This window comes from Rhodococcus sp. KRD197 (genome assembly GCF_017168235.1).
Lineage (GTDB): Bacteria > Actinomycetota > Actinomycetes > Mycobacteriales > Mycobacteriaceae > Rhodococcoides.
Genome location: NZ_JABFAO010000015.1, coordinates 38,336 through 62,406, shown reverse-complemented (window position 1 = coordinate 62,406; position 24,071 = coordinate 38,336). Strand labels below are relative to the sequence as shown.

At 64.8% G+C, this 24,071-nt stretch carries 18 protein-coding genes and 1 tRNA gene; 10 read left to right on the top strand and 9 right to left on the bottom strand.

Annotated features, from left to right (window positions below; all coding sequences use genetic code 11):
* Positions 1-7: 7 nt before the first annotated feature.
* Positions 8-307 (bottom strand): MGMT family protein, encoded by a 300-nt coding sequence (locus J1M86_RS21110; protein ID WP_206511245.1) that lies wholly within the window; start codon positions 305-307, stop codon positions 8-10.
* The gene (locus J1M86_RS26535; RefSeq protein WP_075840247.1) at positions 308-1,084 is read right to left on the bottom strand and encodes an alpha/beta fold hydrolase; all 777 of its coding nucleotides are present in this window, start codon (positions 1,082-1,084) and stop codon (positions 308-310) included.
* On the opposite strand from J1M86_RS26535, the gene J1M86_RS21100 reads away from it, so the two are divergent.
* Both J1M86_RS21100 and J1M86_RS21095 read left to right on the top strand, forming a co-directional pair.
* A complete protein-coding gene (locus tag J1M86_RS21100) occupies positions 974-4,579 on the top strand; it encodes an ATP-dependent DNA helicase (protein ID WP_241260436.1) in 3,606 nt (1,201 codons plus the stop codon). The two genes, J1M86_RS26535 and J1M86_RS21100, sit on opposite strands and share 111 nt — an antisense overlap.
* Positions 4,576-7,974, top strand: coding sequence for an ATP-dependent helicase (locus J1M86_RS21095; RefSeq protein ID WP_206511243.1), 3,399 nt, complete (start codon positions 4,576-4,578; stop codon positions 7,972-7,974). The genes J1M86_RS21100 and J1M86_RS21095 overlap by 4 nt, the downstream gene beginning before the upstream one ends.
* Here J1M86_RS21095 and J1M86_RS21090 read toward each other — a convergent pair.
* Positions 7,965-8,354 (bottom strand): hypothetical protein, encoded by a 390-nt coding sequence (locus J1M86_RS21090; protein WP_075840248.1) that lies wholly within the window; start codon positions 8,352-8,354, stop codon positions 7,965-7,967. The two genes, J1M86_RS21095 and J1M86_RS21090, sit on opposite strands and share 10 nt — an antisense overlap.
* A 110-nt stretch (positions 8,355-8,464) precedes the next feature.
* On the opposite strand from J1M86_RS21090, the gene J1M86_RS21085 reads away from it, so the two are divergent.
* Positions 8,465-9,532, top strand: a complete 1,068-nt coding sequence (locus tag J1M86_RS21085; RefSeq protein WP_075840184.1) for a TrkA family potassium uptake protein — start codon at positions 8,465-8,467, stop codon at positions 9,530-9,532.
* A gap of 37 nt (positions 9,533-9,569) precedes the next feature.
* Positions 9,570-10,475 (top strand): NAD(+) diphosphatase, encoded by a 906-nt coding sequence (nudC, locus tag J1M86_RS21080; RefSeq protein ID WP_206511242.1) that lies wholly within the window; start codon positions 9,570-9,572, stop codon positions 10,473-10,475.
* A gap of 11 nt (positions 10,476-10,486) precedes the next feature.
* Here nudC and J1M86_RS21075 read toward each other — a convergent pair whose 3' ends face one another.
* Entirely contained in the window at positions 10,487-10,762 is a 276-nt protein-coding gene (locus J1M86_RS21075; RefSeq protein ID WP_206511241.1) for a mycoredoxin, read from the bottom strand.
* 106 nt (positions 10,763-10,868) lie between these two features.
* On the opposite strand from J1M86_RS21075, the gene J1M86_RS21070 reads away from it, so the two are divergent.
* From J1M86_RS21070 to J1M86_RS21060, 3 genes are all read left to right on the top strand, one after another.
* The gene (locus tag J1M86_RS21070; protein WP_269418005.1) at positions 10,869-12,995 is read left to right on the top strand and encodes an ATP-dependent DNA helicase UvrD2; all 2,127 of its coding nucleotides are present in this window, start codon (positions 10,869-10,871) and stop codon (positions 12,993-12,995) included.
* 169 nt (positions 12,996-13,164) lie between these two features.
* A complete protein-coding gene (locus tag J1M86_RS21065; RefSeq protein WP_206511239.1) occupies positions 13,165-13,419 on the top strand; it encodes a hypothetical protein in 255 nt (84 codons plus the stop codon).
* A 231-nt stretch (positions 13,420-13,650) separates the two neighbouring features.
* A complete protein-coding gene (locus J1M86_RS21060) occupies positions 13,651-13,938 on the top strand; it encodes a WhiB family transcriptional regulator (RefSeq protein WP_269418006.1) in 288 nt (95 codons plus the stop codon).
* Between the two features lie 37 nt (positions 13,939-13,975).
* On the opposite strand, the gene J1M86_RS21055 is transcribed toward J1M86_RS21060, so the two are convergent.
* The 3 genes from J1M86_RS21055 to J1M86_RS21045 form a co-directional block, all read right to left on the bottom strand.
* Positions 13,976-15,292 (bottom strand): AarF/ABC1/UbiB kinase family protein, encoded by a 1,317-nt coding sequence (locus tag J1M86_RS21055; RefSeq protein ID WP_206511238.1) that lies wholly within the window; start codon positions 15,290-15,292, stop codon positions 13,976-13,978.
* A gap of 65 nt (positions 15,293-15,357) precedes the next feature.
* On the bottom strand, positions 15,358-16,227 hold the full coding sequence (locus tag J1M86_RS21050) for a TOMM precursor leader peptide-binding protein (RefSeq protein WP_206511237.1): 870 nt from the start codon (positions 16,225-16,227) through the stop codon (positions 15,358-15,360).
* A 145-nt stretch (positions 16,228-16,372) separates the two neighbouring features.
* On the bottom strand, positions 16,373-17,770 hold the full coding sequence (locus tag J1M86_RS21045; protein WP_206511236.1) for a zinc-dependent metalloprotease: 1,398 nt from the start codon (positions 17,768-17,770) through the stop codon (positions 16,373-16,375).
* A gap of 136 nt (positions 17,771-17,906) precedes the next feature.
* On the opposite strand from J1M86_RS21045, the gene J1M86_RS21040 reads away from it, so the two are divergent.
* Positions 17,907-18,929, top strand: a complete 1,023-nt coding sequence (locus J1M86_RS21040; protein WP_206511235.1) for a PDZ domain-containing protein — start codon at positions 17,907-17,909, stop codon at positions 18,927-18,929.
* A 5-nt stretch (positions 18,930-18,934) separates the two neighbouring features.
* Here the strand turns inward: J1M86_RS21040 and J1M86_RS21035 are convergent, their stop codons facing one another.
* Positions 18,935-19,528: a PPA1309 family protein gene (locus J1M86_RS21035; RefSeq protein ID WP_187346808.1), complete on the bottom strand. Its 594-nt coding sequence runs from the start codon at positions 19,526-19,528 to the stop codon at positions 18,935-18,937.
* 238 nt (positions 19,529-19,766) lie between these two features.
* Here J1M86_RS21035 and J1M86_RS21030 point away from each other — a divergent pair, with 238 nt between their 5' ends.
* On the top strand, positions 19,767-22,754 hold the full coding sequence (locus J1M86_RS21030; protein ID WP_206511234.1) for a UPF0182 family protein: 2,988 nt from the start codon (positions 19,767-19,769) through the stop codon (positions 22,752-22,754).
* A gap of 86 nt (positions 22,755-22,840) precedes the next feature.
* Here J1M86_RS21030 and J1M86_RS21025 read toward each other — a convergent pair whose 3' ends face one another.
* Positions 22,841-23,440 carry a transglycosylase family protein gene (locus J1M86_RS21025; RefSeq protein WP_206511233.1) on the bottom strand — a complete coding sequence of 200 codons (600 nt, stop codon included), beginning with the start codon at positions 23,438-23,440 and terminating at the stop codon, positions 22,841-22,843.
* A gap of 497 nt (positions 23,441-23,937) precedes the next feature.
* Between J1M86_RS21025 and J1M86_RS21020 the strand changes: the two genes are divergently transcribed.
* Positions 23,938-24,011, top strand: a tRNA-Met gene (locus tag J1M86_RS21020).
* Positions 24,012-24,071 lie beyond the last annotated feature (60 nt).

Below are 24,071 nucleotides of genomic sequence, written 5' to 3'. Positions count from 1 at the left end.
GGCCAGGTCACGAAAAGGTGAACCGAACGAGGCTCAGATCGACGCGACCGTCGCGGACGGTCACGCCCTCCTCTCGAAGCTTGGCGAGCTGCCGTTCCGCGAGGTGCGGAGCGGGCTTCCCGCTCGCGGAGAGCACCCGATGCCAGGGAAGATCCGCGGAGTCCATGCGCATGATCGCGCCGACCGTTCGGGGGCTGGACAGCTCGGCGGCGTCGGCGATGTCACCGTAGGTGGTGACATTGCCGGCAGGTACCGACGCGACCAGCGACCGCACCCTCTCGATCTGGACTTCGGTGATCGCCGCCATCTACAGAAGCTCACGCACCAGCGCTGCGACATCGGCGGGCTTGGCTTGCGGGACCATGTGATCGCAGTCCAGCTCGACGACAGTGAGACTCGAACCGAGTTGCTCTCGCAGCGCGGTCTTGAACTTCTCGCTCACGTACGGCGGCTGAACCCGCTCGGCCTGCACGACGACGGTGGGCGTGTCGGCCGGAGGTACCACGATCGGACGCGCCAGCTCACCCCATGATGCGACGATCGCGGCCGTGGACATACGCCACCGGACGCGGCCGTTGTCCGCGGCGACGAGATGGGCGTCGACTTCGCGGTCGAGCAGTTCCGGCGGGACATCGGCCCAGGCCCCGTTGATCTTCTCGGATTTCGCTTCGGCGGCATCGGTGTAATCCGGGTACTTCGCAGTCAGTTCCGCGACCTCGAGCAGATCGGCCGGATCGAGTCCGATTGCGGGGTCGAGCAGTACGAGTGCGCGCACGAGTTCAGGTCTTCGCTGGGCGAGATGCACTGCGATGGCGCCCCCGTAGGAATGTCCGACGACGAGCACCGGGCCGCGGGCATGGGCGTCGAGCAGTGCGGCCAGGCCATCGACCTGAGCAGTGATGTCCCACGGAGGTGTCCACGGCGAACGGCCGTGACCGATCAGATCGGGCGCGTATATGCGCGCCTCGGGTAGATGGTTGTCCGCCAGGTCGGCCCAGCGAGCTCCGTGACCGGTCATTCCGTGAACCGCGAGAATCTCGGGGCCGTCGGCAGGTCCGTACGTGTGAAAATTCAGATCTGGCACGACGTTCACTATGCCGTACCCGGGTGGACGCGTCGCGCTGCCGTCCAGACCGTCTTGCCGTCGATGCCGAGTCTGTCGGTGGTGCGTGATGCAATTTCTCCCATGGACACCGACATCGCAGCACGCACTTCGCCGGTGGGCGTGCGTGATGACGGCAGGCAGGGCAATGCCACGACCCTGGTGCGGGAACCAGTGGCCGTCGCGAGTCCTCGTTCCTGGTCCGGGCCCGCGCAGGCGTTGCTCGCCGGCGATCTCGACGCCATTTCCGCAGTGTCGGTCGGAGAGCCTTCCTGGCGTCCCTGGCAGGTCCTGGGTGGGCCGGGCACCGGCAAGTCGGCGCTGCTGGCCGATTACGCCGTATCGCGCGTCGTCTCCACCGACCCGGAATCGGTCCTGGTGCTGACACAATCGAAACGCGCTGCGGTGGCGATGCGGCACGAAATCACCGGCGGTGTCTTTGCGGGTGCGCACTCGGTTCGCGCGACCCGAGAACCGCTGGTACGGACCGTCCATTCCTATGCGTTCGCCGTCCTGCGACTGCAGGCCGCAATTCACGGCAACCCGCCTCCCCGGCTGCTCACCGGAGCCGAGCAGGACGCCGTGGTTCGCGAGATGCTTCGCGGCGATCTCGAGGACGAGGCGCGCGACTGGCCGGACAGGTTGCGGCCGGCTCTCGCGATGACGGGCTTCGCTACTGCGGTGCGCGAGATGATGCTGCGGTCGGCCGAGCGCGGGATCGGGCCGGAGGATCTGATCAAGCTGGGACGACAACACTCGCGTCCCGAGTGGATCGCAGTCGGCAGATTCGCCAGAAGGTACGAGCAGGCGATGCTGCTTCGCGGTTCGGTCGGCGTCGAGGCGGCGGGGGCCTCTGCTCCCGGGCTCGATGCTGCGGAGTTGATCGGCAGCGCCCTGATGGCATTCGCCACCGACCCGGAACTGCTTCGTGCCGAGCGTGCACGCATCAGGCACCTGATCGTCGACGACGCACAGCATCTGGATCCTCAGGCGGCGGAGCTGGTCCGACTGATCGGTACGAACACCGAATCGACAGTGATCGCCGGTGACCCGGATCAGTCCGTGTTCGCCTTCCGGGGCGCCGATGCCTCCTTCGTCGCTGATCTGGCCGAACCTGGGGCGAAAAGACGAATCGTCCTCGACTGTAATTTCCGCAGCGTCGAGGAGGTCACGAAACTGACCGGAACCATCGCAGGACGATTGCCGGGAATCGGTCGGCATCGCGGGGCGGTGGCGGTCGCCGAGCCTCGGTTCGGCGTGAGTCGTTCGTCGGTCCACGTGCTGCCTTCGGCAGCGAAAGAAGCATCCTTCATTGCCGACGCGATGCGACGAGCGCATCTTTCCGACGCGATGCCCTGGTCGGAGATGGCCATCGTCGTGCGTTCGGTTCCGCGGTCGATCGCTCCGCTGCGTCGCGCGCTGTCGGCTGCGGGAGTTCCGCTCGTGACGCCGGCTTCCGAACTGCCGCTCCACCGTCAGCACGGCGCAGTCGGTCTGCTGCTGGTTCTGCGTGCGCTGGTGGACGACACTTTCGACGGTGAAGATGCACTCGCGCTGCTGTCCGGACCGATAGGCGGCGCCGACCCGGTGAGTCTGCGAAGACTCCGACGTGGGGTACGGCGCGTCGAACTCTCGAACGGTGGTGAGCGGGATTCCGCGGAATTGTTGCGAGAGGTGATCGTGCAGGCGGGCACGCCACCCGAATCCGGTGTCACTCGAGGCAGCGCTGCGTGGGTCCGTGAGCTCTCCGAAGTCGAATCGGCGCCGCTCCGCAGAGTTCTGTCCGTATTGCGGAAGGCGAACGCGGTAGCTCTGCGCGGGCGCGGAGTCGAAGACGTCCTCTGGGCAGCCTGGCAGGCGACGGGGCTCGAGCGACGCTGGTCGGCTGCGTCGGCCTGGGGTGGCTCGGTCGGTGCGCAGGCAGATCGTGATCTCGACGCCGTCGTTGCGTTGTTCGAATCCGCAGCGTCCTACGTCGACCGTCTTCCGCAGGCACGTCTGGCAGGATTCGTCGACTACATCAGCGGACAGCAGATTCCCACCTCGAATGCAGGCAGGTCGCCAGTCGTACGGAATGCGGTCACTTTGCTCAGCGCGCATTCGTCAGCGGGACGCGAGTGGGAGTTCGTTGCAGTTGCCGGTGTCCAGGAAGGGTTGTGGCCCGGATTGCGTGCTCGCGGAAGCCTGTTGGGCACCGAAGCCTTGGTCGACCTGGCCGGAGGTATCGGGGAGGGAGGCAGGTCCATCGACGCCACCCTGTCGAAGACAGCGCCGCTGCTTGCGGAGGAGCGAAAGCTGTTCTTCGTCGCGTGCTCGCGTGCCCGGTCGGTATTGCACGTCACCGCAGTCGATTCCAGCACGGGAGACGCTGACCTCGTTCGGTCACGGTTCGTGGACGAGTTGCGCGGCGGGGGAGAGGACCGCGGTGGGGCAGAGGATGCTGCCGACGTACCCAGCGTGTCCGAGAAGCAACCCGACACTCGCGTACTCGCCTTGCCGATGCTCGTTGCCGAACTCCGCGGTGTGGTCTGCGATCCAGTGATCGCTGAGCGTGACCCGGCCAAGCATGCGCGCGCGGCCCGTCAACTGGCTCGATTGGCTCGCGCGGGCGTCAAGGGCGCTCATCCCGACGGGTGGTTCGGTGTCGGCGGCATCAGTACCGACGCCCCGCTGTGGACCGCCGAGGACGGCCCTGTCCCGTTGTCACCGTCGACAGTCGAACAGCTCACCACGTGCCCCCTTCGGTGGATGTTGGATCGGCACGGTGGGAACGACGGCGCCAACACCCATGCGATCACCGGGACGCTCGTGCACACGCTGGTGCAGGCAGTTGCCGGAGAGATGGCGCCCGATCAGGTGCGCCGTGCACTCGAAACAGCATGGGATGCAGTGGATCTAGGATCGCAGTGGTATTCGCGCCGGGAACTGAACCGAACAGGAGCAATGCTCGAGACGTTCGAGAAGTGGCTGCGCGGGACCCGCGGTGAGCTCACCGAAGCGGGAATCGAGGTCGAGGTGGCCGGCGTACTCGAATCGAGGTCGGAGGGTGAACCGTCGGTGGCACTGCGCGGGCGCATCGACAGGCTCGAACACGACCTCGACGGACGACCGGTGATCGTCGATGTCAAGACAGCGAAAACAGTCGTCTCCAAGGACGACGCACGTGACCACAGCCAACTCGCCACGTATCAGGTCGCTGCCGCAGCGGGTGCCATCGAAGGCGAGCCCGCCGGGCCGCCGGGCGGAGCCCGTCTGGTCTTCGTGGCCAAACCGCACAACAAAGAAGGTGCGACGCAACGGATTCAGCAGGCCCCTACTCCGGAGCAACTCGAGCAGTGGCGAGACACTGTGCACCGGGCTGCGTCCGCGACGCAGGGACCGACGTTCGACGCCCACGTCAACGACGGTTGTCGACATTGTCCGGTCAAGTCGAGTTGCCCAGCACACGAGACCGGTAGACAGGTGACCGAGAATTGACATCACGTCGTAGCCCCGGCCGCACGTCGGCGGCCCCCGACAGGGCCGCCCGCATCGATCCGATCGAACTCTCCCGCGCCCTCGGCCAGAAGCATCCGCCGACGGCTGAGCAGGCCGCTGTGATCGCCGCGCCGCCCGGGCCGACACTCGTCGTGGCCGGTGCCGGTGCAGGCAAGACCGAGACGATGGCTGCACGCGTGGTGTGGATGGTCGCGAACGAATTCGTCGACCCCGACAGCGTTCTGGGGCTCACGTTCACCAGAAAAGCTGCCCAACAGCTCACCTCACGCATCAGAGCGCGGCTCGCCCGACTGGCCGGATCGGACGTGGTGCGGGCACTGGATCCGAGCCTGGCCCTGCGTGAACGCATCATGAGCGGCGAGCCGGAGGTGAGCACCTATCACTCCTATGCGGGCCGGTTGCTCGCCGAACACGGACTCCTGCTTCCGATCGAGCCGTCGGCGACCCTGCTGTCCGAGACCGAACTGTGGCAGCTCGCGCATCGCGTGGTCAGCACCTGGGACGGTGATCTCGATACCGACCGCAACCCCACCTCCATCACCGAGGCGGTTCTGGCGCTCTCCGGCCAACTCGCGGAGCACCTCGTCGACCCGGATGATCTTCGTGGCGCGCACACTCACCTCGACACACTCGTGCACACCCTCGGGCCCGGGCCGGGGCAGAAGGGCGGTCCGACCAAGACCCTGCTCGATATCCTCGACGCTCAGCACAACCGTGTTGCTCTGCTGCCCCTGGTGGAGAGACTCGCGCAGACACTTCGTCGGGAGGGCGCACTGGATTTCGGCAGTCAGATGTCGCTGGCCGCGAGAGTTGCCGCGGATCACCAGGAGGTGGGTCGCTCGGAGCGTGACCGGTTCAGGCTCGTACTGCTCGACGAGTACCAGGACACCGGGCACGCCCAGCGAGTGCTGCTGTCATCTCTCTTCGGCGCCGGCGCCGATCCGGCGCTGGCGCTGACCGCGGTCGGTGATCCTATGCAGTCCATCTACGGGTGGCGCGGCGCGTCGGCAGCCAACCTGCCGCGTTTCGCCACCGATTTCGCGACGACGGCCGGTCCTGCGCCGAGGCTCGAATTGTTGACGAGCTGGCGGAATCCGCCAGAAGCACTCGAGCTTGCCAACCACATCACCGCGCCGCTGCGTCGAAGCGGAGTACCGGTCCCCACGTTGCGCGCCAGGCCCGGAGCCACGGCGGGAGATGTTCGGTTGGCGGTGTCCGCGACAGTCCGTGACGAGCGGGAGTGGATTGCCGATCGTATCGAGAACGAGTTTCGCGTCGCGCTCGACGAGGAGCGCCCACCGCCGACGGCTGCAGTTCTGGTGCGGCGCAACGCCGACGCGGAGCCGCTCGCCGAGGTGCTTCGGGCGCGCGGGCTGCCCGTCGAGGTGGTCGGCCTCGGTGGGCTACTGCACGTCCCAGAGGTTGCCGACGTCATCGCCATGCTCCGGCTCGTCGCCGACCCTCTGGCCGGGAGCGCCGCGATGCGAGTGCTTACGGGTTCACGCTGGCAGATCGGGGCAGCCGACCTCCGGGCATTGGCACGTCGAACTCGCGAGCTAGGTATCGGTGGCGGCTACGGCACACCGGGCCGAGTGGACGACATCGCTGCCCTCGACGCTGCCCTCGGCAGCTCTCTACCGGGCGAGCATGCAGAGGAAGCAGGACTTGCCGACGCCATCGCCGATCCCGGCCCGGCCGATCGCTACTCGGCGCGCGGGTACCAGAGGATCACCGCGCTCGCGCAGGAACTGCATTCGCTCCGTGAGCGGATAGGGCAACCGCTCACCGAACTGGTGGCCGATATCGAGCGTGCGATGGGCATCGGAATCGAGGCGCAGGCGAGAACATCACCGTCGACCGCAGGGGGAGTCGGTCGCGAACACCTCGACGAGTTCGCTGTCGTGGTGGCCGACTACGCCGACAACCCGACCGCCACGGTCACCGGGTTCCTGTCGTTCCTCGCCGCAGCGGACACGGTGGAGGACGGACTCGCGCCAGGGGAGGTGGAGGTGGCGCCGCACCGCGTCCAGGTACTCACCGTCCATTCGGCCAAAGGCCTCGAATGGGAGGTGGTTGCCGTGCCGCACGTTTCCGCCGGGGTCTTCCCGTCCTCGACGGCATCATCGACCTGGCTGGGTGCGATGGCCGAGCTGCCTCCGATTCTGCGCGGTGACCGTGCGGAGGTCGACGAGAACGGCCACATGTCGGAGGGTGTACCTACGTTGGATCTGCTCGATGTGCACAACCGAAAAGACCTGCAGGAGGCCATCGATCGACACAAGGATGCTCTCGCTCGTCGGAGACTCGCCGAGGACCGCCGACTCTTCTACGTAGCGCTCACCCGAACCGAACGCGCGCTCTTCGTCTCCGGGCACCACTGGGGTGAAACCGGCAGCAAACCGCGTGGGCCATCGGAGTTCTTGAAGGAGCTCAAATCGCTCGTCGACGACCCATCTCGAACGCAACCCGAACCGGTTGCCGTCATCGATGAATGGGCACCCGCGCCCGAGCCCGGAATCGCGAACCCGTTGACGGCCGAGCCGCATTCTGCGACATGGCCTGCAGACCCCCTGGGGCAGCGTCGCAGCGCCGTCGAACATGGGGCCCGAGCTGTGCTGCTCGCGCTCGCCGAGTCCGAAGCGGCGACCGAGCCGGATGTGAGCGAGGACCCGGAGAATTGGGCCGCAGAGGTCGAGACGTTGCTCGCCGAGCGCCACGAGCGCACCCGCTCCACCACAACTGTCCCTTTGCCTCGCAATCTTTCGGTCAGTCAGTTGGTCGATCTCGCAGCGGATCCCGATGCGTTGGCGTCGAGATTGCGTCGACCGCTGCCGTTCCCGCCGAATCCGCTCGCCCGCCGGGGTACTGCGTTTCACGCCTGGGTCGAACGTCGATTCGGCGCTACCCGGCTGCTCGATCTGGACGAACTTCCCGGGTCCGCGGACACCGGGGCGGCGGCCGACGTCGATCTGGAAACTCTGCAGAACGCATTCCTGGCCTCGGAATGGTCCCTGCGCAGTCCGGTCGAGGTGGAGGTGCCGTTCGAAACCTCGGTTGCCGGAACAGTTCTGCGTGGGCGCATCGACGCAGTGTTCGCCGATCCGGACGGGGGTTGGACGGTCGTCGACTGGAAGACCGGCAAGGAACCGACGGCCAACGAGGAGAAATCGGTCGGCATGCAGCTCGCTGCGTATCGGCTCGCCTGGGCGGAGCTGATGTCGGCCTCTCGACCGGACGGAGAGCAGGTGCCGCTCCACATGGTGCGCGCGGCATTCCACTACGTTCGCAGCGGCCGAACGATCTCCCCGGACGACCTACCGGACGGCCTCGCTCTGACCGCACTCATCGAAGGCACCACCGAGGACTACCTCTGAGCAGCGTTCTTGCGCACCTTCATGGCCTCGGTCACGAGTGGAATCTGCAACGGCAGCCGGGCCAGCACAGCCGCCTTCATCGCTGTGGAGGACTTCGGATCGGCCACGATACGGCGCGCCATGTCGATGTTCGCCGGGAACACCGCAACGAACAGCGCGGCTGCGAGCCCGCCGCCGAGGCGCCGCGTCGACGGCACGGCCAACGCCGCCGCAACTGCGACCTCGGCGACACCCGAAACGGTGGTGTACGTGCGTGCTGTACCCGGCAGCGCCTTCGGAACCTGCATGTCGAAGAACTTGGGCGCAACGAAATGAAGTACTCCTGCACCGGCCAACAATGCGGACAATCGAAACGCAGCCTGATTATTTCGTCCTGTCATGGATCCACCGTGCCACACGTTCAGCCGCGACATTCGGGCCACGGCGTCACGATTGCAGCGAACCGGGATACGCTGCCAGCCGTGGACGATGGAAAAGGGGAGTAGACGAGGTGGCCGGTAGATTGCGGACTCGTCTGAACAACGGTGACACGTTGACGGACAGGCCCGACTTCGCGCTCGTCGGCGTCCTTCGCGTCCCCGAGCTCCAGAGCAGCCCCTGGCGTGCAATTTATCGTCGCGTGCTCATTGCGCTGGGCGCACTGTTTCTGGCTGCGGCCGTCGTTTACATCGACAGGGACGGCTACTCGGATTCCCAGGGCGACGGGGTGTCGATGCTCGATGCTCTGTACTACGCAACCGTGTCGTTGTCGACGACCGGCTACGGAGACATAGCCCCGGTCACGCCTTCTGCCAGGTTGGTCAACATCCTGGTCATCACGCCACTTCGAATCTTTTTCCTCATCTTGCTGGTCGGTACCACGCTCGCTGTTCTCACCGAGCGGTCCCGGCAGGCATTCAAAATTCAGCGATGGAGGCGCCGCGTGCGCAATCACACCGTGGTCATCGGCTTCGGAACCAAAGGCCGTACCGCAGTCGATGCGATGATCGGCGACGGCGTGCCAGCGTCGGAGATCGTCGTGGTCGACACCGATCAGGCTGTGCTCGACACGGCATCGAGCATGGGGTTGGTGACGGTGCACGGGTCCGCCACCAAGTCCGATGTGCTGAGGTTGACCGGTGCTCAGCACGCGGCGGCCATCATCGTTGCCACCAATCGAGACGACACCGCCGTGCTCGTCACCCTGACCGCGCGGGAGATCGCTCCGAAAGCGAAGATCGTCGCAGCGATCCGCGAGGCAGAGAACACGCACCTGCTCCGACAATCGGGAGCCGATTCCGTCGTAGTCTCCTCGGAGACAGCAGGCCGCCTCCTGGGTATCGCCACCTCCACTCCGTCCGTCGTGGAGATGATCGAGGACTTGCTCACCCCCGAGGCGGGATTCGCCATCGCCGAGCGGGAAGTCGAACGCGACGAGGTCGGCGGATCGCCGCGGCACCTCACCGATATCGTGTTGGGCGTCGTCCGTGGCGGAAAGCTCTTCCGAATCGGTGCTCCCGAGGTCGATGCCGTCGAGGCCGACGACCGACTTCTCTACATCCGCCGCGTCGGGGAGTGACCTGAGCGCGGCCGGGTCATGGCAGTAGGGTCGGGTCGTGCCACGCTTTCAGCTCGAACGAGCACCCCTGCTTTCGCGTTCTCCGCTCGATCGGGCCGAGGAGCTGCGCAAGAACACAGAGGCCCTCAGGGCCGGCTGGTCCACCGCCAAAATTCTGCAGGTCGATCATCGCGGCCGGATGCGTATCGACGAATCCGGACTCGTGTATGTCCCGGCGACGGACGTCTCGGCCGAACCAGCCCTCGATGCAGTGTTCCTCGGAATCGACGGCGACCGGCACCTGTGGGCGCAGCGCGTTGGCGCGTTGGCCGGAGAGATCGTCGATCTGCGGATGGCGGGTGATCAGCTCGGCGAGAACGAGCTGTCAGTTCTGACCAGTGCACTCGCGATCCTCAACTGGCATGCGTCGGCGAGCTTCAGCGCACTCGACGGTGCAGCGACTACTCCGTCGGCCGCGGGGTGGTCCAGGACGAGCACATCCAACGGACACGAAGAGTTCCCGCGGACCGACCCGGCAGTGATCTGCCTCGTCCATGATGGCGCCGACCGTGTCTTGCTCGCTCGCGCGCCCTCGTGGCCGGAGCGTCGCTTCTCCGTACTCGCCGGGTTCGTGGAGGCAGGTGAGTCGCTGGAGTCGTCCGTTCGTCGCGAGATTAAGGAAGAAGTCGGAGTTACTGTGTCCGACATCACCTATCTCGGCAGTCAGCCGTGGCCGTTCCCTCGATCGGTGATGATCGGCTTCGCAGCCGTCGCCGATCCAGAGGTGCCGCTGCAGTTCCTCGACGGTGAGATCGCCGAAGCGCACTGGTTCGACCGCGCCGAGGTGCGAGGCGCCCTGGAACTGGGGGACTGGGCGTCCGATTCTCCGGCGAGGCTGTTACTACCCGGATCGATCTCGATCGCGCGCGGCATGCTCGAGGCGTGGGCCGCGAACACCGGCTGATCGAGCCCGAGCTAGACGCCGAGCGCTCGCTGGACCGCCGCGAGGGTGGGATTCGTCGCTGTCGATCCGTCGGCGTAGAGGACCGTGGGGACCACGTGGTTGCCGCCGTTGACGCTGCCGACGAAGTCGGCCGATTTCGGGTCCTGTTCGATATCGATTTCCGAATAGCCGATCCCGGCTTCGTCGAGCTGCGTCTTGAGCCGACGGCAGTAACCACACCACGTTGTCGAGTAGATCGTGAGGGCCGTTGGGCTCTCCGCGGCGGTGTTGTTTTCTGTGGACGTCATGGCTCGATTCAACACTGTGTGTCGGTCCATTGTTCCGGTCGGAGGTCGCGACCGCTATCGAGCCTCCTGCGGACGCAATCGAGGACTGTCGGAGGCTCCTGACATGATGGACGCCATGTCTGTGGATTCGATGATCGACGGTTTGGATCCCGAACAATCTGCCGCGGTCGCGGCGCCACGCGGACCGGTGTGTGTGTTGGCGGGCGCCGGAACGGGAAAGACGCGCACGATCACCAGGCGTATTGCGCACCTCGTCTCCGCCGGCCATGTTTCCTCGGGGCAGGTCTTGGCCGTGACCTTCACGGCGCGAGCTGCCGGTGAGATGCGTGGGCGACTTCGTGAACTCGGCGTAGGTAGCGACGGTCCACCCGTGCAGGCCCGAACATTTCACGCCGCAGCCCTGAGACAGCTCAAGTATTTCTGGCCCCAGGTCGTCGGCGATACGAGCTGGCAGCTGCTGGATCGCAAGTTTGCCCTCGTCAGCCAAGCCGCGCACCGAGCCGGTGTGTCGACGTCCACCGATTCGGTCCGCGACCTGGCCGGTGAGATCGAATGGGCCAAGGGTTCGCTCGTCGCGCCCGAGGATTACCCGACGGTGACCGCGCGGCTGCGCCGCGAGGTGCCGATGGATGCGGCCAAAGTAGCGTCCGTGTACGCGGGATACGAGGATCTCAAGAACCGTGGTGGCGAGGGAATCCTCCTCGACTTCGACGATCTGCTTCTGCACACAGCGGCCGCGCTCGAGGAGCACTCCGCGGTCGCCGACGAGTTCCGGGAGCGGTACCGCTGCTTCGTCGTCGACGAATACCAGGACGTCACACCGTTGCAGCAGCGGGTGCTCGATGCCTGGTTGGGTGAACGTGACGATCTGACGGTCGTGGGAGATGCCAATCAGACCATCTACTCCTTCACCGGCGCGACCCCTCGTTACTTGCTCGACTTCTCCAGACGGTTTCCCGACGCAACCGTGGTGCGGCTCGAGCGAGACTATCGATCCACACCCGAGGTCGTCTCGCTCGCGAACAGGGTGATCGGCGCGGCACGTGGCCGCATCGCTGGGACGCGCCTGCAGCTCATCGGGCAACGGGCCCCCGGTCCGGAGCCGGAGTTCTTCGAGTACGACGACGAGCCGGCCGAGGCCGACGGTGTCGCTCGGGCGATCAAGCGGTTGATCGCCAAAGGGACCGCCCCCTCGGAAATTGCCGTGCTGTATCGCATCAACGCGCAGTCCGAGGTACACGAGCAGGCGATGACAGAGATGCAGATCCCGTACCAGGTTCGCGGCGGGGAGGGATTCTTCAACAGATCCGAAGTGCGACAGGGTATCTCGGCCTTGCGAACGGCCTCGGGCCGGGACGATCTCCCTGAAGAATCGAAGCAGGGGGAGGGGTTGCCCTCTCTGGTTCGAGCGGTGCTGGCCCCATTGGGATTGACCGCAACCGAACCGGCCGGCGCGCAAGCACGTGAAAAGTGGGCCTCCCTAGGCGGACTGGTTCAAGTCACCGAAGAGTTGCTCGTACAGGACTCCGATCTCGACCTCGACCGGCTGCTCGGCGAGCTCGCCGCACGGGCCGAGGCTCGCCACCCACCGGTGGTCCAGGGCGTCACCTTGGCTTCACTGCACGCAGCCAAGGGATTGGAATGGGATGCAGTCTTTCTCGTCGGCTTGGCCGACGGGACTCTCCCGATCTCGCATGCCCTGGGCAACGATCCGAGCGCGAACAACGACGCCGCGATAGAGGAGGAGCGTCGACTGCTGTACGTCGGGGTCACCCGAGCCCGCGAACACCTGCATCTGTCATGGGCGCTGGCTCGGAACGCGGGTGGGCGCAAGTCGCGGCGCAGGTCCCGATTCCTCAACGGGTTGATACCCGAGGATTCGCCGGCGTCACGTATTGCCGCGACGCCGACGAAGAAGTCCGGGCCGAAGTGCAGATTGTGCGCAAAGCCGTTGATCGGCACCGGCGCAACCATGCTGGGGCGGTGTGAATCTCATCCGAGCGATGTGGACGAAGCACTGCTCGATGCGTTGAAGTCGTGGCGGTTGGAGAAATCACGCGAGCTGAAAGTTCCGGCATACGTGGTCTTCAGTGACACGACGCTGACCGCGATTGCCGAACAGCAACCCCAGGACGACCGCGGTCTGGTCGCTATTCCTGGTATCGGCGCAAAGAAGCTAGAGCGTTTCGGCGCAGACGTGTTGACGGTCGTCCGGGAATCGTCGGCTACCTGACCGACACTCGATGCCGAGCAAGAAACCGCAGGTAGAAAATAACTTGTGCTGTTTCGGCGCAGAGGTTTAGTCTGTTTTCACCGCTCGAGTGAAGCCGCGTGTTCCTACGCTGTGATCCGCTGTGGTCCATATTGTCCGAGATCGAGATCAGAACAGGAGGTGGAGAACGATGACGAACTACATTTTCGAAGCTGGAACGCAGAACGATGCGCACACCGCGAAGGTCGTCGACGCCTCCACCTGGCTCCCCGGCACCGCAGCAGCAGTGGCCGTTAAGCCCTGCGCGCACAAGGCAATTGCTGCCCTCGCTACTCAGGCACCAGCCGCCCAGGCGCCCGCCGGTGCTCTCGGCTTGTCAGCGCGTCACCGCCGCCCACGAATGAAGTCCGTGATCGAAATTCGATATCGAGAGAAGTCTCGATAGAGAGACTCGATTCGCCAACAAGGCCACGGACCCGCATACGCGGACCGTGGCCATTTTCGTTCGAGGAGTCCCCTCCGCTCGAACGTTCGGCTCACTTGGTTCGCAGAATTTCCAGCCAACTGTAAACAAGCCGCACGAAAAGTAGAGGAGACCGACGTGTCACCCGTCACGATCCGGACGACATGCCGACCCGAAGGCGAATCCGAACGCATCGACGCTGCTAGCCACCCGATCGACGATCACATCGTGAACGAACGCTCCCGTTTCTCGCGTATCTCGGGACTTCGCGTGCCCTGCCGCGTCGCCGATCCCGACCTCTGGTTCGCCGACAGTCCTGGCGAACTCGAACGCGCGAAGGCGCTGTGTACCGAGTGCCCGATTCGTCGCGCATGTTTGAGCACAGCACTCGATCGTGCCGAACCGTGGGGAGTGTGGGGCGGCGAAATATTCGATCAGGGAGTCGTCGTCGCACGGAAGCGACCGCGCGGTCGTCCCCGCAAGCAACCACAGGTCGCGTGAACCGATCGCCGATGCCCGGCTTCCCAGCCGAAGTTGATCAGACTTCGCTGTCGAAGCCGGGCATCCATTCTGTGAGGATCGCCATGTACGGCGCATACGCATCCAACTGAGCGCAGATGCCGACCAACCCGCCGAGGACACGGAAGATCATGATGTACTCCGCGGGCATGTTCAAAGCTCGGGCAGTGCGGAACTGTGCACTGTCGAACTCGGTCGCGGTTCCGGCAGCCTTCTGGAGCCATGATCGAGTGAAATGGAAAGAATCGGTTCTGATGGGATCGGTGAACGGGCGCAGGTAGTCCGAGATTTCCTGCGCACTGACTTTCCGGCCGGGAATGACGAACCCACTATCGGTGCACAGTTCGACGAGTTCGTCGAAACGCTCGTCCCGTGCCAGACGAACCATGCGGCCGAGCACCGGCGGCAGACCGTTCGGCATCGGGGCTGTCGCACCGAAATCGATGACGCCGAGGCGTCCATCGGCCAACAACATGAAGTTTCCCGGATGTGGATCGGCGTGCAGCAACCGTGCCCGCGCCGGCGAAGCGAACGCGAACAACACCAGTAGTTCGCCTGCTGCGTTCCGCTGCTCCGGGGTGCCATCGGCGATGATCGACGACAGCGGCGCACCCGTCATCCACTCGGTGACCAGCACTTTGGGTGCGCTCGCGACGACACGTGGCACAGCGAACTGCGGGTCACCGTCGAAGGCCGCAGCGAAGGCACGTTGATTGCCCGCCTCGATGCGGTAGTCCAACTCGTCCTCGGTGCGTGCGATCAACTCGTCGAGCACCGGTTTGACATCCGCGCCGGTGAAAATTGCGCTGAACGTGCTCGCGAAGCGAGACATCGTCTTCAGGTCCGCACGCAAAGCGTCGTCGGCGCCTGGGTACTGCACCTTGACAGCCACCTCCCGGCCGTCTGCCCACACAGCGCGGTGTACCTGGCCGATACTTGCCGACGCAACAGGTACATCCTCGAACGAGGCGAAACGAGACCGCCACTCGGTGCCGAGTTGATGGTCGAGCACGCGATGAACTTTGGCTGCGGGCAGGGGCGGCGCATCGGCCTGGAGTTTGGTCAGTGCCTCCCGGTAAGGCTCGGCGAATTCCTCGGGCACGGCCGCTTCCATGACGGACAGGGCCTGTCCGAACTTCATTGCCCCGCCCTTGAGTTCGCCGAGAACAGAGAACAGTTGCTCGGCAGCCTTGGCGGCGAGGTCGGAGTCGATCTCGCCGCGGTTTCCGCCCGCCAGCTTCTTTCCGAAGCCGACGGCTGCACGGCCGGCGATGCCGATCGGGATGCGAGCGAGCTTGGCAGTACGGGCGGAGCCCCGGCGAGGAATATCTGGCACGGCTCCATCATGTCGGACGGAGCGCTATCTTGCCTACAGCGCTGGTGAGAGCCCTGCTCGGCGCGTCACAACAGCGAGCAGTCGCATCGTGGGTGCCGCGACCATGTTCGACGGGAGACGGAACTGTCGTTCAAATCGATCTCGACTGTCGTGTCCTGCAACGGAGCGCGACGGCCGTCCGCGAAGGCCTCGATCTGGGCCAGCGCGATTGCTGCAGCGGCGAGAACCGTGGGTCTGTCTGCCTCGCCGACACGTCCGAGGAGCTGAGCCGACACGTGCGGCCATTGCGGGTCGGCACTGCAACGGAAGAGGTCCGCGCACCGCAGGCAGCTGCTGACGCCGGGGAGCACAAACGGTCCGACAATGCCGCGACCATCGCGAAGTCGAACCTGCAGATGCGGCGTGCGGGTGCGAACCAGTCGGGTGACCACGGCGGGATCAGGAGCCATATCGTCGGTGAGCAGTGCGATATCGCACCTGCTTCGATCATCGTCGGGTCCCGTTGTCCGTGACGCCGCGGCCCCGGGGCGCTCGATCACTGTCAGAGGGGACGCGGCCAGGCCGGCCACAACCGCGTCGGCGATCGGTCCTCGCCCCAGCACGTGCACCGTGGTGACCACAGCGGTCTCGTCGGCCCTTTCGGTCGATGCGCGCGCAGTGCCCTCGCTCAACAGGCCCGATTCTCCGAGTTCCGCCAACATCGTCGACATCGCGTTCGCGGACAGCCCGATGGTGCCCGCGTACCAGATCATGTGCGCGCGGGAATGCACGCCGTCGAGGCGTCGGAGGAGGTCCAGTAGGGCTTCGGGTTCGATGCCGGGTGGCGGTGTGACGACGAAGGACCGTTCGGGATGCCAGCCGAGCCGCGCGGTTCCGTCGCGTTGGACGAAAATCGGGGCGTGGAGCCTGGGTCTACGCAGGGGCAATGTGGACATGTCGCGAGGGTGCCACCTCGGTCAGGAAACCACCGACAGATCGGGTGGGGTTATCCACAGGCTCACACCGGCGTCGAGCAGGGCTTTCGGTGCAGAAATCGGGGTGATCCGAAAAACTTCGCAACGCCCCCTTCGGTGGGACCGACTACCCCGCGGAACCACTGTCCTTGGTACCGCCGTCGTTCTCGCCGTCCTCGTTCTCGCCGGCTTCGCGCTCCGAGCGTTCCTGCGCTTCGGTCGCCTCCAGCTGAGCGATCGGGTCGTCGAAGCTGCTCGTTCCGCCGCCGACGATGCCGTCGATGAATCCGGCTGGGTCGTCCAGGTCGGCCGAGACAGGGAGGAGATCGGGGTGTTCCCAGACTCCGTCGCGCCCGTCGACGCCGGCTGCGGCACTCAAACGCCGCCACAGTTCACCCGCCTCGCGAACCTTGCGAGGACGAAGCTCCAACCCCACCAGGGTGGCGAAGGTCTGTTCTGCGGGCCCACCGGACGCGCGTCGTCGTCGAATGGTCTCGCCGAGCGCGCCCGCTCCGGGCAGGCGGTCTCCGAGAGCTTCGGCGACGACTGTCTCGACCCAGCCCTCGACGAGTGCGAGCAGCGTCTCCAAACGCTCGAGCGCCTGCTTCTGCTCGGGCGTGGTCTGTGGTTCGAAAGCGCCTTGCTGCAGGATTTCCTCGATCTTCGACGGATCGGTCAGCGATGCCGGATCGAGGCCGGCGGCTGCCTCCTCGATGGCCGAGAAGTCCATACGAATCCCGCGCGCATACTCTTCGACTGTCGCGAGGACGCGCTGGCGAAGCCACGGCACATGGCTGTACAGGCGCTGATGCGCAGCTTCGCGTGCGGCCAAGAACACCAGAACCTCGCGTTCGGGCTGCTCGAGACCCTCGGTGAACGCCGCGATCGATTCGGGAAGCAACGCCGATACACCGCTCGGCCCCAAAGGGATCCCGATGTCGGTGGAGGTCAGAACTTCCTTCGACAGTTGCCCGAGAGCCTGGCCCAGTTGTGAGCCGAATGCCATCCCGCCCATCTGCGTCAGCATTCCCATCATGGGTCCGGCCATTTGCTGCGCTTCTGCGGGGAGCCCCGCGGTCCACATACCGGAAATCTGTTCCGCTACCGGATCACACAGGCGCTTCCAGGTGTCGATCGTGTTGTCGAGCCAATCGACCGGCGTCCACGCTGCTGTCTTCGACGCACCGGCTGGGAGGGTGGTCGCGCCGTCGAGCCACAGCTCGGCGAGATGCGCGGCCTCGGACACGGCCTCGGCCTTGCCCGCCCCGATGGGGGACACACTGCCGATTTGCTGTCTCGCCAATTGTTTGGCCAAGTCGTAGTTGACCGGACCCGCAGACGCGCCGCCCGCCCCGGGTGCGCCCATTCCACTGAGCATCTGGCCGAATTGGGTGAGCATCTGACCCAGAGCGGCAGGGTCGAAGCCCTCGCCACCGAATCCGAACCCGCCGGGCGTGCCGTCTCCGCCCTGATCCTTTTTCTTGTCCGGATCCTCGTCGGAGCTGTTGAACCCAAAATTGCTCATACGTCAACGGTACAAGGCTTCAGCACGAAAGAGCACGCTGGTGATCACGCTGATGGCGAACAGTCGGTGACCGTGACGATGCCTTCGGGAGGGGTCTCACATGTACCGCACAGACGACGGTTCTAATGTTTGTCGGGTGAATCGTAGGATTGCCACATTGGTTGCCGCCCTCGCGCCCGTAGTCGTACTCGGCGTGGTCGGCACTGTGATCACTGTGCCTTTCGCGGCCTTGGGTCCCGGGCCGACGTACAACACGCTCGGTGACGCCGACGGCGAGCCTGTCGTGCAGATCGACGGCGTCGATGTGGACCCGACGACGGGTCATCTGAACATGACCACCGTGGCAGTCCGCGACCAGTTGAACATCTTCGAGGCCTTCGGCTTCTGGGCCACCGGTCGGCAGGGTCTCGTTCCGCGCGAGGAGGTGTATCCACCGAACCAGACGAAGGAGGAGGTCCAGGAGAGCAACCAAGCCGACTTCGAGCAGTCCGAGAGCAGCGCCGAGCTGGCCGCGCTTCACCATCTGGGCCTGCCGATCGCGCTCGTGATCGGAGCTGTGGCGCCCGACGGACCTGCGGCTGGATTGCTGAACGAGGGTGAGCGCCTGGTCTCGGTGGCGGGTGAGTCGGTGGACACGGTCACCGGTGTTCGCGAGACGATCAGCGCCCGCTCACCGGGTGACACCGTCGAGATCGTTGTCGACGCGGACGGCGTCGTCAGAACGGAGTCGGTCGTCCTGGGAGCGCGACCCGATGACGCCGAGAGCGGCTACCTCGGTGTCACACCAGCGGAGGAGCCCGATGTGCCGTTCACGGTCACCTTCAACCTTGCGGACGTCGGGGGACCGTCGGCGGGGTTGATGTTCAGCTTGGCTGTGGTGGACAAACTCAGCCCTGGTGAGCTGAGCAACGGCGACTTCGTTGCGGGTACGGGAACGATCGATTCGGCCGGCACGGTCGGACCCATCGGCGGGATACCGTACAAACTGATCGCGGCACGCGAGGCAGGTGCCACGACCTTTCTGGTTCCTTCGCAGAACTGCAGCGAAGCTGTGCAGAACGCTCAGGACGGGCTGCGCTTGGTAAGGGTGGATTCGCTCGACAGTGCCATCGATTCGCTCGAGGCGATCGGCGCAGGCCAGAGCCCCCCTACCTGTTGACCAGCTCAGTCGTCGTCCACGACATCGAAAGTCGTGTACAAGGCGTGCACGATTCCCGGTGCAAGATTGTCGTAGAGCAGCAATTCGATGGGGGCGAAAGGATCCTCGTCGCCCTCGGGTTGCATCTGCAGAAGGGTCAGCGAAGGCCCGTCCTTGACCACGGCGGCGATCAGTCTTCCGTCCTTGCGGTCGGGATGCGAGTGTGCAGCGTGTCGAGCTGCGTCGTCGGCGGCGTCCCTGTCCGCGAGAAGTGGGATGAGTGCGTCGTCGAGATCGGTTTCGGCCGCGGGCGGCAGGATGACGATCTCCTGAACGAGAGCGCAGCCGACAACCCCCTCGGGCCAACTGGTCGTCGCCAGGAATTCGTCGAGTGCGCGTGATCCGCCGGTGATGTCCTCGGGCAGGTTGTGCTGCTGGATCGGCGTCAGCGCCGATCCATCCGTCAGCTCCTCGAGCAACGCCGGTTCGGCCGCAGCCAACACGGACGTGGGTACGAGGGCGAAGAGCTGAGGCCGCTGGCCCCACCCCTCGCCGTCGACGAAGTCGGCGACTTCCCGCGCGCATCGCGCCAGTGCTTCACCGAATCCTCCGGTGCTCACGTCGTCGTCAATCGAGTCGGCACCGTCGCCGAACAGGTCGTCGTTGAAATCGTTCACCCTGACATCTTCCCACCGTTCACCGGTTCGATCGCGCCCGGTAGGTCCTGAGTCGACGGGGGTCGGCAGGCTGTCGACCCGTTCCGTACAGTGGGGTCAAAATCGGACACGCGGTGCGCACGGTGTACCGCGAAACCATCAGCGATGCCCTTGGGTATCGCCCGAAGTTGGAGTGTGGCACGTGGGCATGAGGGCCCCCACCGGTCTACCGTCGCTATCGCGGCGTGGACGGATTTTACTTGTACTGGCCTTGATCTTCGCAGCGCTCTTGCTCGTCGGTCCCCGCCTCATCGACACTTATACGAATTGGCTTTGGTTCGGCGAAGTCGACTTCCGTCAGGTGTACACGACCACCGTGCTGACCCGAGTCGCACTCTTCCTCCTCGTCGGATCGATTGTCGGAGGCATCGTCTTCCTGGCGCTTCTGCTGGCCTACCGCAACCGTCCCGTGTTCGTACCCGTTGCAGGGCCGAACGATCCGATCGCTCGGTATCGCACGACAGTGATGAGCAGGTTGCGCCTGTTCGGAATCGGAATTCCGGTAGCCCTCGGCGTACTGTCCGGGCTGATCGCGCAAGCGAACTGGGTTACGGTGCAGCTTTTCCTCAACGGTGGTGACTTCGGCATCACCGACCCGCAATTCGGCCTCGACATAGGCTTCTACTCGTTCGACTTGCCGTTCTATCGGTTCGTTCTGAACTGGCTGTTCGTGGCGTTGTTGTTCGCTTTCTTCGCCAACCTGGTGACGCACTACGTATTCGGTGGGATTCGACTCGCCGGACGCGAGGGCGCGTTCACGCGCGCCGCGCGTATCCAGCTGGCGGTCATAGCCGGGACGTTCGTGCTGTTCAAGGCCGTTGCCTACTGGTTCGATCGGTACACGCTGCTCTCCAGCACGCGCAAGGAACCGACATTCAGCGGCGCCGGCTTCACCGACATCAACGCAGTGCTTCCCGCCAAGCTGATCCTGTTGGCCATCGCTGTGATCTGTGCCGCAGCGTTTTTCGCGGCGATCTTCCTGCGCGATCTCCGGGTTCCCGCGCTCGCTACCGCACTGCTCGTGCTGTCCTCGATCCTGGTCGGTGCGGTCTTCCCGCTGCTCATGGAGCAGTTTTCGGTTCGGCCGAACGCTGCGGAGAAGGAGCGCGCGTACATCGAGCGCAACATCGACGCCACCAGGGATGCGTACGGTATCGGCGACGATGTCGTCGAATACGAGGCGTATTCCGGTGAGGGTTCGCAGAACCCTCGCGAGAGCCAAGCTGACATCACGACCATCGCCAACACCCGGCTGCTGGACCCCAATGTCCTCTCGCGCACGTTCACTCAGCAACAACAGTTGAAGAACTTCTTCGGGTTCCCGGCCACCCTCGACATCGATCGGTACGAGATCGACGGCCAGCTGCAGGACTACATCGTCGCAGCCCGCGAGCTCTCGCCCGAAAGCTTGACCGGCAACCAGACCGACTGGATCAACCGCCATACCGTGTACACCCACGGCAATGGGTTCGTGGCCGCACCCGCCAACCGGGTCAACGCCGCGGTGGAGGATCCGACCGCCGAAGGGGCCAGCAGCAACAGCGGCTACCCGATCTACACCGTCAGCGACATATCGTCGCAGGGGTCGGAACAGGTCATCCCGGTCGATCAGCCTCGTATCTACTACGGAGAGGTCATCGCGCAGGCCGACCCGGACTACGCCATCGTCGGTGCTTCCGGCGCCGGTGATCGCGAGTACGACACCGACGCGTCCAGGTACACCTACACCGGATCCGGTGGTGTGTCCGTCGGTAACTGGATCAACCGACTCGCTTTCGCTGCCAAGTACGGGGAGCGGAACATCTTGTTCTCGGGTGCAATCGGCAGCGAGTCGAAGATCCTGTTCGACCGTGATCCGCGCGAACGTGTGCAGAAGGTGGCGCCGTGGTTGACCACCGACACCGACTCCTACCCGGCCGTGGTCGACGGCAAGATCGTGTGGATCGTCGACGGCTACACCACGCTCGAGAACTACCCGTACGCCCAGCGTGCATCGCTCGATGGACTCACCGTCGACAGCATCGAGCCGACGACGGGGCGTCCACTTCCCCGCGACGAGGTTTCTTACATTCGTAACTCGGTCAAGGCGACCGTCGATGCGTACGACGGCTCGGTGAAGCTCTACCAGGTGGACGAGACCGATCCGGTCTTGAAGGCCTGGATGGGTGTATTCCCGGATTCGGTTCAGCCCGAGTCCGAGATCTCCGACGAGCTTCGTTCGCACTTCCGTTACCCGGAGGATCTGTTCAAGGTTCAGCGCGAGATGCTGGCCAAGTACCACGTCGACGACCCGAACGAGTTCTTCACCAACAATGCGTTCTGGTCGGTTCCGAGCGACCCGACAGTCGACGGTGGTACCGAGCTGAACCAGCCTCCTTACTACGTGCTGATCGGTGATCCGGAAACGGGTGAACCGTCGTTCCGACTCACCAGCGCAATGGTCGGGTTCAACCGTGAACTGCTGGCCTCGTACATCTCGGTCCGTTCGGATCCGGAAAACTATGGAAAGTTCACGATTCTGCAGTTGCCGACCGACACGCAGACGCAGGGCCCGCAGCAGGCTCAGAACTCGATGACCTCGGACGCGCGAGTTGCCTCGGACAGGACGCTGTTGCAGCAGTCGAACAACATTCAGTACGGCAACCTCCTGACGCTACCCATCGCAGACGGCGGGATTCTGTACGTCGAGCCGCTCTACACGGAGCGAAACACAACATCTACATCGACCTTCCCGCAGCTCACACGTGTTCTCGTGAGTTACCGGGAACCCGGGTCGGACGGCGGTGTTCGTGTCGGTTACGCGGCGCGATTGTCGGAAGCGCTCGATCAGGTGTTCGGTTCGGGCACCGGTACAGCCGCGACCGCACCGGGTGGCGATGCTGCAGATCCGCAGCCGAGCACCGACTCCGGTGAAGCTGTCGAGGCGGAAGGCAACACCGGCGAAGCTTCCGTGGGTACTCCGAACACCGCACCGACGCCGCAGGCGCCGCTCGCGACGGCGGCCGAGGTGCAGGAGCTGAACGACGCATTGGCGGAGGTACGGACGGCGCAGCAGAGCGGCGATCTCGGTCGATTGGGTGACGCGTTCGATGCGTTGCAGGATGCTATCGACGCTTACAACGCGAACTGATTCCCCCAGTACGCAAGTACGCCCCGATCACTTCTTCGCGAAGTGATCGGGGCGTTTTGTTGTTGCAGGTTCGGACCTGCCGATCTCTAGCGTCCGATGGACGCGAGAATGGGCGAGTTCGCAGCAACGAACTGGTCGAACTGTGCGCTCAGGCCGTACTGTGCGGCGACCTGTGACGCGGCGTCGAAGTGCTGCTGCGCGACGGTGGTGGCCTGCTCGACGACTTCTTGAGCGGGCTCCTGGTACTCGGGTGTCACTGGCACAACCGCGGCGGGTGCCTGCTCAACGGGGGCTGCAGGCTCGGGTGCGGGGGCCGGTGCCGGTGTCGGCTCTGGGGTCGTTGCACCGGTTGTCAGGTACTGACCGCACGTGGGCCAGGCGCCGACGCCTTGGCTCTGCAGGGTGTTCTCGGCAACGCGAATCTGCTCGGCCTTGGACGCGCTTGCCGGCGAACCGCTTCCACCGTTTGCGGTCCAGGTGCTCTGCGAGAACTGCAGGCCACCGTAGTAACCGTTGCCGGTGTTGATGCCCCAGTTGCCACCGCTCTCGCACTGGGCGACGCCGTCCCAGTTGTGGGTAGCTGCGTTGGCGGTGCCAGCCGACAGGCCGAGGGGGATTGCTACGACGGCGCCGGTGACGGCGGCCCATCCGAGTGCGCGCTTGCCGAAATTAGTTCCTGTGGTCATTCGGGGTGAATCCTCTCCGCGCCGGCTAACGCAACCCACCGTTGGAGGCACCTCGAGTGCATGCTTCCCGGCGTCGTGCACGAGACTGTGCTCGTACGTGTTGCGGCTCTGCCCCCGTGCGTATCGGGGAACCATCCCCCGCGGGGCAGAGCAATGCAGCGGCGGGGGCGGTACTGACCCTGCGTTGTAGGGCCGACCGCGAACCTAGTCGAGGTTTTTTGCCATGTCACACCAATCCGTGGGACTGCCCGAGTCCGGATGCTGGGACGCTGAAAGGTGTTATTGCTGGTCAAATACCATCGGGACGCATTCGTGTCCCGTTCGTTACGCGGTTGTTATGTGCCGCGAATCACGTCGAAACTGTGGTGCAGCACACTTGTATCTCGTGGTGCTCGATGGCTCGTCCTGCGAAATTTCCGTCGCGTCGGTGGCGGTGATCCTTCGATGGAACGCGATTTGCTATTGCTGGACACCGTCGGGTAACTTTGTGTTCACAGCGCGGGGTGGAGCAGCTCGGTAGCTCGCTGGGCTCATAACCCAGAGGTCGCAGGTTCAAATCCTGTCCCCGCTACTAACGAAACGGCCCGGAACTCCAAGTTCCGGGCCGTTTTCTTGTGTGTGTGCCGGGCCG

Bases quoted from the DNA above. Each gene is read 5' to 3' on its own strand.
- J1M86_RS21110 (WP_206511245.1), bottom strand. From the start codon at position 307: ATGGCGGCGATCACCGAAGTCCAGATCGAGAGGGTGCGGTCGCTGGTC.
- J1M86_RS21100 (WP_241260436.1), top strand. From the start codon at position 974: ATGGTTGTCCGCCAGGTCGGCCCAGCGAGCTCCGTGACCGGTCATTCC.
- J1M86_RS21090 (WP_075840248.1), bottom strand. From the start codon at position 8,354: ATGACAGGACGAAATAATCAGGCTGCGTTTCGATTGTCCGCATTGTTG.
- J1M86_RS21075 (WP_206511241.1), bottom strand. From the start codon at position 10,762: ATGACGTCCACAGAAAACAACACCGCCGCGGAGAGCCCAACGGCCCTC.
- J1M86_RS21070 (WP_269418005.1), top strand. From the start codon at position 10,869: ATGGACGCCATGTCTGTGGATTCGATGATCGACGGTTTGGATCCCGAA.
- J1M86_RS21065 (WP_206511239.1), top strand. From the start codon at position 13,165: ATGACGAACTACATTTTCGAAGCTGGAACGCAGAACGATGCGCACACC.
- J1M86_RS21050 (WP_206511237.1), bottom strand. From the start codon at position 16,227: ATGTCCACATTGCCCCTGCGTAGACCCAGGCTCCACGCCCCGATTTTC.
- J1M86_RS21045 (WP_206511236.1), bottom strand. From the start codon at position 17,770: ATGAGCAATTTTGGGTTCAACAGCTCCGACGAGGATCCGGACAAGAAA.
- J1M86_RS21025 (WP_206511233.1), bottom strand. From the start codon at position 23,440: ATGACCACAGGAACTAATTTCGGCAAGCGCGCACTCGGATGGGCCGCC.